The sequence below is a fragment of the Synechococcus sp. 60AY4M2 genome (assembly GCF_002760375.1).
Classification (GTDB): Bacteria; Cyanobacteriota; Cyanobacteriia; order Thermostichales; family Thermostichaceae; genus Thermostichus.
In genome coordinates this window covers 2,826,391-2,838,653 of sequence record NZ_AUMZ01000001.1, presented here as the reverse complement: position 1 = coordinate 2,838,653, position 12,263 = coordinate 2,826,391, and the positions used below count along the sequence as shown (strand labels likewise).

The 12,263-nt window shown below is 61.0% G+C and carries 13 protein-coding genes; 7 read left to right on the top strand and 6 right to left on the bottom strand.

Features of this window, described 5'->3' with window-relative positions; translation table 11 throughout:
• The first annotated feature begins 265 nt into the window (after nt 1-265).
• Both SYN60AY4M2_RS12425 and SYN60AY4M2_RS12420 read left to right on the top strand, forming a co-directional pair.
• Nucleotides 266-2,197, top strand: a complete 1,932-nt coding sequence (locus tag SYN60AY4M2_RS12425; RefSeq protein ID WP_099813054.1) for a S9 family peptidase — start codon at nt 266-268, stop codon at nt 2,195-2,197.
• Nucleotides 2,198-2,390: 193 nt separating this feature from the next.
• A complete protein-coding gene (locus SYN60AY4M2_RS12420; protein ID WP_240527849.1) occupies nt 2,391-4,391 on the top strand; it encodes a transglycosylase SLT domain-containing protein in 2,001 nt (666 codons plus the stop codon).
• A 239-nt stretch (nt 4,392-4,630) separates the two neighbouring features.
• Here SYN60AY4M2_RS12420 and SYN60AY4M2_RS12415 read toward each other — a convergent pair whose 3' ends face one another.
• Nucleotides 4,631-4,909, bottom strand: a complete 279-nt coding sequence (locus SYN60AY4M2_RS12415; RefSeq protein ID WP_011430747.1) for a DUF3082 domain-containing protein — start codon at nt 4,907-4,909, stop codon at nt 4,631-4,633.
• 47 nt (nt 4,910-4,956) lie between these two features.
• On the opposite strand from SYN60AY4M2_RS12415, the gene SYN60AY4M2_RS12410 reads away from it, so the two are divergent.
• The gene (locus SYN60AY4M2_RS12410) at nt 4,957-5,676 is read left to right on the top strand and encodes a DnaJ domain-containing protein (protein ID WP_240527848.1); all 720 of its coding nucleotides are present in this window, start codon (nt 4,957-4,959) and stop codon (nt 5,674-5,676) included.
• On the opposite strand, the gene SYN60AY4M2_RS12405 is transcribed toward SYN60AY4M2_RS12410, so the two are convergent.
• The 3 genes from SYN60AY4M2_RS12405 to SYN60AY4M2_RS12395 form a co-directional block, all read right to left on the bottom strand.
• Nucleotides 5,673-6,530, bottom strand: coding sequence for a hypothetical protein (locus SYN60AY4M2_RS12405; protein ID WP_099813052.1), 858 nt, complete (start codon nt 6,528-6,530; stop codon nt 5,673-5,675). The two genes, SYN60AY4M2_RS12410 and SYN60AY4M2_RS12405, sit on opposite strands and share 4 nt — an antisense overlap.
• 70 nt (nt 6,531-6,600) lie before the next feature.
• On the bottom strand, nt 6,601-7,482 hold the full coding sequence (locus SYN60AY4M2_RS12400) for a hypothetical protein (protein WP_099813051.1): 882 nt from the start codon (nt 7,480-7,482) through the stop codon (nt 6,601-6,603).
• A 1-nt stretch (nt 7,483) separates the two neighbouring features.
• The gene (locus SYN60AY4M2_RS12395) at nt 7,484-8,458 is read right to left on the bottom strand and encodes a fatty acid desaturase (RefSeq protein WP_011430751.1); all 975 of its coding nucleotides are present in this window, start codon (nt 8,456-8,458) and stop codon (nt 7,484-7,486) included.
• Between the two features lie 340 nt (nt 8,459-8,798).
• Between SYN60AY4M2_RS12395 and psaK the strand changes: the two genes are divergently transcribed.
• Entirely contained in the window at nt 8,799-9,044 is a 246-nt protein-coding gene (gene psaK, locus SYN60AY4M2_RS12390; RefSeq protein WP_011430752.1) for a photosystem I reaction center subunit PsaK, read from the top strand.
• Between the two features lie 125 nt (nt 9,045-9,169).
• Nucleotides 9,170-9,307 (top strand): photosystem II reaction center protein K, encoded by a 138-nt coding sequence (locus tag SYN60AY4M2_RS12385; RefSeq protein ID WP_011430753.1) that lies wholly within the window; start codon nt 9,170-9,172, stop codon nt 9,305-9,307.
• Nucleotides 9,308-9,471: 164 nt separating this feature from the next.
• On the opposite strand, the gene SYN60AY4M2_RS12380 is transcribed toward SYN60AY4M2_RS12385, so the two are convergent.
• Together SYN60AY4M2_RS12380 and SYN60AY4M2_RS12375 are read right to left on the bottom strand one after the other, a co-directional pair.
• Entirely contained in the window at nt 9,472-10,011 is a 540-nt protein-coding gene (locus SYN60AY4M2_RS12380; protein WP_099813050.1) for a DUF3611 family protein, read from the bottom strand.
• 111 nt (nt 10,012-10,122) lie between these two features.
• On the bottom strand, nt 10,123-10,536 hold the full coding sequence (locus tag SYN60AY4M2_RS12375) for a DUF4168 domain-containing protein (RefSeq protein WP_011430755.1): 414 nt from the start codon (nt 10,534-10,536) through the stop codon (nt 10,123-10,125).
• Between the two features lie 321 nt (nt 10,537-10,857).
• On the opposite strand from SYN60AY4M2_RS12375, the gene bchI reads away from it, so the two are divergent.
• Together bchI and SYN60AY4M2_RS12365 are read left to right on the top strand one after the other, a co-directional pair.
• A complete protein-coding gene (bchI, locus tag SYN60AY4M2_RS12370; RefSeq protein WP_041438434.1) occupies nt 10,858-11,934 on the top strand; it encodes a magnesium chelatase ATPase subunit I in 1,077 nt (358 codons plus the stop codon).
• A 110-nt stretch (nt 11,935-12,044) separates the two neighbouring features.
• Nucleotides 12,045-12,263 (top strand): helix-turn-helix domain-containing protein (locus SYN60AY4M2_RS12365; protein ID WP_143597328.1); only part of this gene is annotated, 219 nt, incomplete at its 3' end.

The following is a 12,263-nucleotide window of genomic DNA, read 5'->3' as shown; positions in this document are numbered from 1 at the left end:
ACTGCAGTCGGCTGAGGCTTTCACCGAATGCCTTCCCAACATCAACAGAGGAAAAGGCTAATCCTGCAGTCGAGAAAGCGTTGTGCATCCCTGTTGCCTTAACGTGTTCCATCAAACCCATTCAGCCCGGAGAGAATTGTATCGCGGGATACCTTTTCCCAGAATCCGAGCCCTTTCCCCACAGGCTGTAGGCAAAGGCAGGGATCCCTTGCTGCCGGCATAATAGGGGTTCTGGGGTCGAGAATTAGTTGAGAGTTAACAGCTTATGGTGCAGCAGGCCGGCTATGGATCTTGGCGATCCCCGATTACCGCTGACCTGGTGGTGACGGGATCCCTGCGCTTGGGACAGATGGTTTGGGATCAGGGGGATCTCTACTGGACGGAGGGTCGCCCGCAAGAAAAAGGGCGCAATGTGTTGATGCGGCGCTCTGCCGACGGGATCCTGGTGGAGCTGACACCGGCACCTTTCAATGTGCGGACACGAGTGCATGAGTATGGGGGTGGAGCTTATTGGGTGTCGGCAGGGGTAGTGTATTTTTGCAACTTCGCTGACCAACGGCTCTACCGCCTGCTGCCGGGTTCAGATCCCCAGCCCCTGACGGAAGCAGGCCCCTATCGCTATGCAGATGGGGTGGTGGATCGGGCGCGTGGACGCATCCTCTGTGTGCGGGAAGATCACAGCCGCCAGGGAGAGCCGGAAAACAGCCTTGTCTCGATTGACTTGGAAAGCGGATCCCAGCGCGTTTTGGCCTCTGGGCACAATTTCTATGCCAACCCTCGCCTCAGCCCCGATGGCCAGACCTTGGTATGGCTGACCTGGGATCACCCCCAAATGCCCTGGGACGGCACAGAGCTGTGGCGGTCTGAGGTGAACCCTGACGGCAGCTTGGGAGAACCTCAAAAGCTGGCCGGTGGCCCTGCCGAGTCGATCTTCCAGCCCCAGTGGTCACCGCAAGGGGATCTCTACTTTGTTTCCGATTGCAGCGGCTGGTGGAACCTCTATCGCTGGGATCCCCAGGGCCCCATTCCCCTCTGCCCTATGGAAGCGGAGTTTGGAGAGCCGCAGTGGGTGTTTGGCCTGAGCACCTACGGCTTTGCTGGGGATGGGCGCATTCTGGCCTGCTACCAACAGGGGGGTCTGTGCCATTTGGCCTACCTGGATCCCCAGTCGGGGCAACAGGAAGAGATCCCTTTGCCCTACACCGAGATCCACAATCTGCAGGTAAGTGGGGAAAAAGCCGCTTTCCTGGCCGGATCCCCGACGGAAGCCACTGCCTTGGTCTGCCTAGACTTACCCTCCAGCCAAGTGGAGGTGGTGGCCCGTTCTAGCAGCGTGGCGGTAGAGCCGGAGTACTTGTCGATCCCCGAACCCATCGCCTTTCCCACCTCAGGCGGGGCAGTGGCCTACGGTTTCTTCTATCCCCCCAAAAACCGCGACTTCGTGGCCCCTGCCGGCGAAAAACCGCCCCTGCTCGTGAAAAGCCACGGTGGGCCCACAGGGGCGACGGCAGCCGTGCTCGACCTGGGGATCCAATACTGGACCAGCCGCGGGATTGCCGTTTTGGATGTCAACTACCGCGGCAGCAGCGGCTATGGGCGGGCCTACCGGGAGGCCCTCAAGGGCCGCTGGGGCCTTGTGGACGTGGAAGATTGCATCGCTGGGGCCCAATTCTTGGCAGCCCAGGGCAAGGTGGACGGGGAGCGGCTGCTCATTCGCGGCGGCAGCGCCGGCGGCTACACCACCCTGGCGGCCCTGACGTTTCACACCGTCTTCAAGGCCGGCGCCAGCTACTACGGGGTGAGCGATCTAGAGGCCCTAGCCCAGGAGACCCACAAGTTTGAGTCCCACTACTTGGACAGCTTAATTGGCCCCTACCCGGAGCGGCGGGATCTCTACCGGGAGCGCTCTCCCATCCACCACCTGGAGGGTCTCAACTGCCCCGTTATCTTCTTTCAAGGCCTGGAGGACGCCATCGTCCCTCCCAACCAAGCAGAGAGGATGGTGGCTGCCCTGCAGGCCAAGGGGATCCCGGTGGCCTATGTCCCTTTTGCCGGTGAGCAGCACGGCTTTCGCCAGGCAGCCAACCTCAAACGGGCCCTGGAGGCAGAGCTTTATTTCTACGCCCAGATCCTAGGGTTTCCCTTGGCGGAGCTTATCGAGCCGGTTCCCATTGCCAACTGGCCTCCTCCTCGTTGAGGTTACTTGTCCTGGCTCAGCGCCTCCCCATTGGGTATCCTAGTCAAGGACGCTGGGGAAGGGAGGCATGCAGAGCAGAACAAGCCACCGGCAACTCTGGAGGCGATGGCTTGCCGCGACCTTAGCAGCAGGCGGAGTACTGGGCGGCGTCCTGTGGGGCTTTTACGCCTCCTCCTGGGCAGAACCTGTCGAGATGGCGGCGGCGCCTCCAGCACCCCTGAGCTCGACTTCTGGCGCCGCCTTTTTGCGCGCCTACAAAGCCCTGCAGGCCGGCCAAGCGCAAGCGGCCCTGGAGCACCTGCAGGGCTTGGAAGAAAAGCTGCCAGTTCTCACCGACGAGATCTGGAAGCTCAGGGCTCAGGCTTATGAAAAGCTGGGGGATCGAGAAACAGCCCGCCAGATCTGGTGGCCCAAGATCTTGCAGGAGTATCCCCACAGCCCGGTGGCCGCCTACGCCCTCTGGGGAATGGGCCAGGTGGATCAGTTGCGGCGGCAATTTCCCACCCACCCCCTGACGGCCCGCGCCCTCAAGCACCTGCTGGAGCTGGATCCTGACCGGTATGACCTGCTGCGGGATCTGGCCTTGCACCACCCGCAAACCCCTGGGTTAACGCCGCTGCTGGATCGCTGGCGGCAAGCCCAAGAGGGATCCCTCACGGCCTCCGATTGGCAGATCCTGGCCGATGCCTATTGGGAGCAGCGGGAGTACGGCAAAGCCGCCCGCGCCTACGGGCGTGCCCCCACCACCTCTCGCAATCTCTACCGCCAGGGGCGCAGCCACCAGATCTCGCGGGAGTTTCCCCAGGCCAAAGCGGCTTACCAAGCGCTGCTGGCACAGTTTCCCGATGGGCCAGAGGCTTCTCTCACCCGCCGCCGTTTGGCGGAACTGAGCGACCTGCCGACGGCGATCGACTTGCTTCGCCAGGTGGGATCCGGCTCGGATAGAGAAGCTCCAGAAGCGTTGCTCAGCCTCAGCCAACTGTATGACCGCAACGGCAGCCCGCAATCGGCCCAGGCGGTGCGGCAGACCCTTTGGGAGCGCTTCCCAGTCAGCGAAGCCGCGGCCACCGCCGCCTGGACGGTGGCTTGGCGCCAGGCGCAAACGGGCAATCTCAGCCAAGCCATTGCTCTAGCCCAGCAGATTGGCTTGGCCCAGCGGGATACGGAAATGGGGGCGCAACTGCTCTACTGGGCCGGCAAATGGCGGGAACGGCTGGGGGAGGTGGCTGCGGCGCGGCAAACCTATCAGCAGGTGCTGCGGCAGTTTCCCCACACCTACTACGCCTGGCGGGCGGCGGCGCAACTGGGCTGGCCAGTAGGAGATTTCTCCAGCGGCCGCCAAAGGGTTGAGGTGGATTTTCAGCCCGTTCGCCAACCTTTGCCCGCCGTTTCCGAGGCTACCCAGACCCTGCATCTCATTGGCGCTGGCCAACTGGCCTGGGAGCGCTGGCAGGGGGAAATGGCTCTGCTGCAACGGGATCCCGGCCAGATGAGCGTGGCCGAGCGCTTTGCCAGCGGCATTTTGCGCAACAACGCCGGCGAGCACCTGCGGGGCATCAACCAGGTGGCTGCCCTACGCTTTAGCGCCGAGCCCGACCCGCTGCTGCCGACCCTGAGACAGCGCCAGGATTTCTGGCAGGCCATCTACCCGCTGCACTACTACGCCAGCCCAGAAAACACCTGGGAAAGGGATCCCTACGCCCAGCCCGGCCTGGCCCGCTGGTCGCGGCAATTTAACCTCAATCCCTTGATGGTGGCGGCCCTGATCCGCCAGGAATCCCGCTTTGAGCCAGAGATCGTCTCGGCCTCGGGAGCGCTGGGCCTGATGCAGGTGATGCCTGCCACCGGCCGCTGGATTGCCCAAAAAATCGGCCTAGCCCAGTACAGCCTCACCAACCCCGCCGACAATCTTCACCTGGGATCCTGGTACTTCGACTACACCCACCGCACCTACCAAGACAACACCCTCCTGGCCCTGGCCAGCTACAACGGCGGCCCCGGCAACGTGGCCAGGTGGCTGAGCCGCTTCGGCTTTGAGGATCCCGATGAATTTGTGGAGCAGATCCCCTTCGCCGAAACCCGTGGCTATGTCAAGTCTGTCTTTGGCAACTACTGGAACTACTGGCAGCTCTACACCCAAGAGGGGCGCACCTTGGTCAGCCAGCGCCTGCAACCGCACCTGTCAAATGATTGACGTTCTCCCCAGCCCCAAGGGGCGGGAATTCTTTCTTGCTCATCGCGAGCTACGCAGACGTACCGGTGAGATTGCCACCGCACGCCTCCTTCTTTCCCCCCCGTATACGGAGGGATGAAAGAGGGCGCGGGGCCTGCGCCGCCAAGGTTTTGGTCAAACTAGTGTCCAACCTGAGCGAGAGGCTGGAGGGTAGCCTCCGGCGCGATCTGTTGGCCAGCAGGCTCACAGCTCTTCTAGAGCTAGCGTCGGGAGGAGGTCAGCCTTTCCCCCAGCAACTGCACCGAGTAGGCCGCCAGCCCCAAGCCCACCATGAAAAACATGAAGGCGATCAGGGAAACGGATCCCACCAGCAGGTAGCGCACCAGAATGCTGATCCCCCGCGCCAGGGATCCGCTTTCCAGGTCGATGGGCGGCAACTTGGCCAGCATCGAGAGCAGCAATTGTAGGAACCCATAGCCCAAACTGGCAGCAAAGGCAGCCCCCAAGAGGGCGCTGAGGGGATGGGGGGAGGACGGCATGGGGCAGCACCGGAAAACTCACCCTTATTGTAGGCTCCAGGTACAATATGAGCGTTTGTCCTGAGAACGAAATGATGGGGAGCGGGTCTGAAGCAGTTTCCCACTACGAAGTGTTGGGGGTTTCGGTGCTGGCGACGGCAGCGGAGATCAAGTCTGCCTATCGCCGTTTGGTCAAGTACCACCATCCCGACAGCCTGCTGGCCAAAAAAGACGGGGCTGCTGCTGAACGCATTCGCCAGATCAACGCCGCCTACGCGGTGCTCAAGGATCCGCAAGCCCGCCGCGAGTACGACCGACAACTGCGCGCTAGCTGGGCCTCGCGCCACCCTCAGCCGACGGGCTCCCCCTCGGAGACGGTCAGCCAGGAGGCTATTGCCCGCGAAGCCTGGATTCGGCAGGTCTACACTCCTCTGAACCGAGTTTTGGGGCCTTTACTGTCTTCTCTCAAGCCGCAGTTAAATGCCTTAGCGGCAGATCCTTTTGATCCCGATTTGCTGGAGGCCTTTGGCCTGTATCTGGAGGAGTGTACGCAGAAACTGGCCCAAGCTCAGCAGATCTTTCGCCGCCTTCCCAATCCCAGCAGCCTAGGGGGGGTGGCTTCTCGCCTCTACTATGCCCTCAACCACTTGGAAGATGCCCTGGAGGAGCTGAGCTATTTCCCGCTGAACTTTGACGATCGCCACCTGCACACTGGGCAAGAGCTGTTTCGGCGGGCGGAAGGGTTGCGTCGAGAAGCCATAGACACCTACGCCCAGAGTTCGCCCTAGCGAGACCCGCCGCCGGGTGGAGAGGGGCGGGAATCGTAGGGGGTGGGAATGTACTGCACGGAAGGACGGCCCATGCTGGCCTGGGGGTACAAGTCCATCAGGGCGTAGATCTGGGGCGGCAACTCGGTGGAGATGGGCAGGCCCAGCTCCCGCGCTTCTTCAGCCGTAATCGGGTAGTCGTGGGTCACCCGCCCGCTGGTCAGGGCCTGGATGAGGGGCTCGATGCGTTCGGGGGCAATTTTGCGCTTGGGCACATCGTCCTTGAGCAGCTCCCGCACAAAGTTCTGCACCTGGTGCATCGCCTTGCGGGCCAGATCTGCCAGGATCAGAGTCTGGTCGTCGATCTCGGCAATGGGCTTTTCCGCCACCACCTGCAGAATACTGGCCGCAGCATAGCCGCCCAACTGGGGATCCACCGGCCCCAGCACCGCATTGGCATCCATGACAATTTCATCGGCGGCCAAGGCCAGCATCGTCCCCCCCGACATGGCGTAGTGGGGCACAAACACCGTCACCTTGGCCGGGTGCCGGATCAGGGCGCGGGCAATTTGCTCGGTGGCCAGCACCAGGCCGCCAGAGGTGTGCAGAATCAAATCAATGGGGGTGTTGGGCGGGGTGAGGCGGATCGCCCGCAAAACCTGCTCCGAGTCCTCGATGCTGATGTAGCGGGAAACCGGGATCCCCAAAAAACTAATCGACTCCTGGCGGTGGATGAGCAAAATCACCCGGCTGCCCCGCTTCTGCTCCAACTCCCGGATCGCCAACAAACGGCGAAACTCCTGGGCGCGACGGTTCAACAGGGGTTGCAACGAGCTGAAGATCAAAAAAATCCAAAATAGGCTGCCCCAGTCCACTTTCGCGCCTCAAGCGGGATCCCTTTGCCTCCAGCATAGAGGATACGGAACCTCTGGTGATCTGCAGGCCTCACGCGTTGGGTTCAGACGCCGCAAAAAAGCGATCCAAGGCCCGCAGCAAATCCGGTACAGAAGTTTGGTTAATCCAGGAGCGAATGTAAGCCCGCTGCTCCGCCAAGTTTTCAAGACGGCCCAACTTTTGCATGGCCAAAAGGCGGCTTTCTGCCTCGGCGCGGTTGATTTGTAAGTCCAGCCGCTGCTCCGGGGTGAGGGGATGCTCTGTCTGGGCCAACAGGTGATCGGCCACCATCAGGAACACCAGAGGCCCCGCCAGCTCCACCTGAGACTCGGCTTCCGGCTCAGAATCGGCCCCGGCGAGATCCTGGAGATCTTGAAAGAGATCCTGCCCCAGTTGCAGCAGCTCTTCTGCTGAGGCAGCCCGCAGCGCTGTCTCCGCAGCAGCCCGCAGCGGCTCTGGGGAAACCTTGTGGCGAGCGGCCAATTCTGCCAGGGCCTGTTCCCATTGATCCCGTTGGGCTTGCAACACAGCTTTCTCTTGCGGAGAAAAATCCAGCCGCTCCAGCAACACCTGCAAAGCCACAGCCCCCACCAACAGGGGCGGAAAGCGCAACAGGGTAGAGCCGGATCCCGCCTGCTCCAAAAAGGCTTCCAAATCGGGGCCGGATCCCCTGTCCAACAAATCCTGCAGGTAGGCCAGCACCTGCGGCGGCGAAGTCAGCCTCAGGATCCCTCGGGCCTGCGCCCGCAACTCTGCCGGGATCCCAAGGGTTTGCAATTGGGCTTCCGCCCGCGCTTGCGCTTCCGCAATCACCTCTGGCAAATCCGCCGTCGCCTGACCGGCCTGTAAGAGAACCTGGCTGGTGTCCTGCAGCAAGCTGGCCGCCTCCACAAACAGCAGCAACTGAGGGATCCGCAGCGTCGGCAAGACCATGTTAACTAAGCCTCAGATCCGCAGCGGATCCCGCAGATTCTGGATCGGCTGGCGCAGCGGAACGGGTTGGCCCGTTGGGCTTGTGCCAGTGCAGGCCAATCAGCGCGTCGTACAAAAAGCTCCAAAACTCCCCTCTCTCCCAGATCCCCAGCGTTTGCTGGCAGTTACGCGCGTCCAGCTCAGGTTTGGCCGCCCAGTAGGCCGCCTGATACTTGTACCAGGGAACCGAGGGCCAGAGATGGTGGATCAAGTGATAGTTTTGCCCCAGCAGCAGAATATTGGTCAGCCAGCCAGGGTAAACCCTGGCGTTGTACCACCGCTCTTGGGATTGAAAAGGGCGATGGGGCAGATAGTCGAAAAACAGGCCCAACAAGAAGCCCATAATAAAGGCGGGGGGCAGCCAATAGTTCATGATGTAGTCGGTGTAGCCAAAGTGAATGGCCAGCGCAAACGTTAGGATCACCACCAGCCGACTCAGCCCCCATTGCAGCAGATCCCAGCGACCTTTGCGCCAGAGCTGCCGCTTGAAGAAAAACACCTCATGGTAGAAAAAGCGCGGCGCAATTAGCCACAGCGGCCCGCCCGTAGACACATAGTGATCGGGATCGTCTTCGGGATGGTTGACGTGGGCATGGTGTTGCATGTGCACCCGCTTAAAGACCGGATAGACAAAGCCCTGTAACAGGGCAGAGCCATGGCCCAGCGCCTCGTTTAAAAAGCGGTTGCGGTGGGCCGAGCCGTGCGAGGCATCGTGGATCACTGTGCCCAGAACATACAGGGCGACAAAATTCAGCCAAAACACCAGCCAGCGGGGCCAATGCCAAAAGGCGTACCCGCCAAAGCAAGAGGCCGAAAGCGCCACCGCCGCCAAAAACATCAGCAGGGTGGGATTCCAAAATTCTGGCGGCGGCCCCAACAGCTCACGGGGTAACGCAAAAGGCTTGGGATCCGGTTGCGGAGTCGCAGCAGCAGTCATCGGCAGCCATCCTTGGGTGTGCACAGCGCAGACGGTGAGGATGGATTAAGGCAACAAAGCCAGGTCATCACCTCAAAAGCGGGGGAAGAGAACAATTTGTTAACTTTCGTTAGTATACGGCAGAGAGCTGCTCCCCTCGTTGGCCCAGGCCGGATTTTTCTTGCCAACTCCAGCCCGTCTCGACCGTTCCCGGCGAGGGGTAGATCGGCCATGAGGCCAGAAGAAGCCACAGTGTGAGGTTTTGTTGCGGCCTCTGTTGCAATTCATGTGGGGATCCCTTTGGGAGTTGCGGAATGGGGGTAATCTAGGGGGCGGTTAACCTGAGCTGAGGAGGAAAACCATGCTGCCCATTGTTGCGCCGTTGGCTATGACTGCCCAAACCAGCCCTTGGTCTCCCCTGAGCGCGGTGATTATCCTGCTCTGCACAGGGCTGGCCTACCTAAGCTTCAAGTCCTCTTCGGGTGTGGCTTCAGAAACCGGGCCTGTGTTGGGGATGACCTGGCCGGAAGTGCTGGGGGTCGCCAGCTTCGGCCATCTGCTGGGCGTGGGGGTGATCTTGGGCCTCTCCAATATGGGGGTTCTCTGAGGCATTTTCCGTTTACATTTCTTGACCTTAGCGGGAATCTCCGCCCGGCAATGTTAAACTCTCTATCAATCCTGAAAAAGAGCAGTTTCTCCAGCTCCACTTCCTTCTTGTCGAGGTTTGTTGTCATGCCTGCGATGATGCTCCTGGCGGCTTTGCCAGAAGGCTATGAGTTGTTCGATCCCCTGATCGACATTTTGCCGATTATCCCCGTTTTGTTTTTCCTGCTGGCTTTTGTTTGGCAGGCGGCGGTGGGCTTTAAGTGAAGCCCTCGGAATCTGCGATTGGCAACTACGGACTTTGGGACTGCTTTTGCTTACCCCTCTTGTTCTGGCGGGGGGATAGTTTTAGTTGGGGCAGGTTTGGGGCAGGCCGCTGCGCCGCAGGCCTGATTCTCTGCCTTGCAAAGCTGAGACTGGCTGGCTGGGGTTCAGGGCTCGCGGTCGAGGGCGCCGGTAATCCAGAGCACCCCTGCCAAGCAGACGAAGTGGGCAAAGGTAACGTTGATATTGGCAGCCAGCAGCAGCACTCCTGCCGTCTGGGTGCTCAGCGTGCGGGTAAACAGCCGCACCAGCAGCTCTCCCACCTGCGCCTCCATAGCGATGAGGGCCAAGAAAGCGCCGGTCAGGCTGACATAGGTAACCCATTGCAACTGCTTGGGCAGATCCAACTGGCTTGGGGTAGCGGCGGATACTGAGCGGCGCTCCGCCTGGAGCAGGTAGCGCCAGTTAAAGAAGAGACCGGCTGCCAGGGTTAGAAGGGTAAACAGGGTAAACCAGAAGGCGATAAAGGCCCCCGTCGAGTCGTCGCGATAGAGGGTATTCTGGCCAACCAAAAATCCCAGCCAGAGCAGCAGAGCTGTTGCCCCCAGAACCGCCTGAAACCAGAACCCGAAGCGGCGCGTCAGGCGCAAGCGAGACTTCATGCGCTCGACAGCCACCCGTACTGACGGCGACATAGGCTCGTTCATCGCTCTCCCCCCGCTCTCTACGGACGAGCACTGACCTCCGCTTCCAGCCTACCGCTATCTTCCGTCCTCCGTCACATCCAGGCCAAAGCGCTGCAGGGGATCCAAGGGGGGTTAGGGTTTGGGGCTAGGGCTCACGCTGGGATCCCCGCTTTGCAGGCGCAGGATTTCGGCTTCGATGCGATGTCGGAGGGTTTTGCCTTCTTCGGAGCGAATCCACAAGGTAATGCGGTTGTATTCGGGCACGGTCATGCCGTGGCGGGTGATGATCTCGGTGGCGGTGCGAATGAACTCCCGCCGGATTTGATCTTTGCTGGCCGGATCCGCGGTGGCCTGGGAGCGCTGCTGGGCCTGTTGTCGGTGGGGCTCCATCTCCAGGACGATGCGGGCGTACTTGGCGACCTGTTCATCGGTCAAAACCAGAGAGGTGGCCGGGGTTTGGGCTACGGCAAGGGAAATGCCCAAGACAGGGATCCAAGTACAGGCCCAGATCAGGCCCACCAGCCCTTTTTGGGCCAAGTTGGGCATGGAGAATGCTGTCCACCGTCTCCGACTTGCTTGACCTGACACCGCTGCTATCTCCCCACCCGATAACTGGTCTTCAACAGGGTTGCTGGCGCTTTTGGGATCCTCCCTACTTTGGTGTAGCTCTCGCCTTTAGCCAGCTTCAACCCACTCCGGGTATAGGCTCTGACGCTATCTGTTTTTCCCGGCAAAAGGCCAGGGATCCCAGAGCCTGCTTTTTATTTGACCGAAAAGCGGCCTTGAGGTTCCTGGTGCGGCCTTTCCATCTCTTTCCTGCCCATCTCGACGGCCCAGGGGGAGTGGCCTCTGGGATAATGGGGGTAGATGCTCGTTGTTGCCTCTATGAACTTGGAACGTCGCCCGGTTTTCCCGTTTACCGCCATTGTCGGCCAGGAGGAGATGAAGTTGGCCCTGCTCCTCAACGTCATCGATCCCCGCATCGGCGGGGTGCTGATCATGGGGGATCGCGGCACGGGCAAGTCCACCACCATCCGCGCCTTGGCCGATCTGCTGCCCCAGATCGAGGTTGTCAAGGGGGATCCGTTCAACAGCCACCCGCGGCAGCGGGATCTGATGAGCGACCAGGTGTGGGAGCGCCTGCAGGCGGGGGAAACCCTGGAAACCACCTGGATCCAGGTGCCGATGGTGGATCTGCCCCTGGGAGCCACGGAAGACCGGGTCTGCGGCACTCTCGACATCGAGCGCGCCTTGTCTCAGGGGGTGAAGGCTTTTGAGCCGGGGCTCTTGGCCAAGGCCAACCGCGGCATCCTCTACGTGGACGAGGTCAACCTCCTGGACGACCACCTGGTGGATGTCTTGCTGGATGCGGCGGCCTCTGGCTGGAACACGGTGGAGCGGGAAGGGATTTCCATTCGCCACCCGGCCCGCTTTGTCCTGGTGGGATCCGGCAACCCTGAAGAGGGAGAATTGCGGCCCCAACTCTTGGATCGCTTCGGCATGTTTGTCCGCATCGAGACGGTGCGGGATCCGGCCCTGCGAGTGCAGATCGTGGAGGAGCGCAGCCAGTTCGACGCCGACCCCCAGGCTTTTCTGGCCAAATACGCCGAGGCCCAGCAGCGCCTGCGGGAGCGCATTGAAAAGGCCCAGCACCTCTTGCCGACTGTGATGGTGGATCCTGAGTTGCGCCTGAAGATCTCCGGCGTGTGTGCGGCGCTGGAGGTGGATGGGCTGCGGGGCGATATCGTCACCAACCGGGCAGCCAAGGCGTTGGCAGCTCTGGAGGGGCGCAGCGAGGTCACCGTTGCCGATATTCGCCGGGTCATCAGCTTGTGTTTGCGCCACCGCCTGCGCAAGGATCCGCTGGAAACCATCGACTCCGGCTACAAGGTCGAGAAGGCCTTTAGCGAGGTGTTTCAGGTGAGCCTGGAGAGCGCCGCTTAGCTCTCACCCCCAGCCCCTCTCCCCCTGGGAGAGGGGAGCATGACTCTAGTCAATGATACGCTGGACTATACTGAAAATAATGTACAGTATGTTCAGTATGGCTGCTTGGTATGGCTAGATATGTAAAACCGAGAGAAGCGGCGGATTATTTTGGGGTGTGTCTCCACACTTTGAGGCGATGGGAACAGAAGGGCTGGATCCATGCAGTACGTACACCATCCGGTAGGGCGAGAAGGTATGACCTCGACAGCTACATTGGCCTCCGGCCCGCTGACGCGAACAGAGCGCCCAAGAAGGACAAACGAGTCGTTTTGTACGCCCGAGTCAGC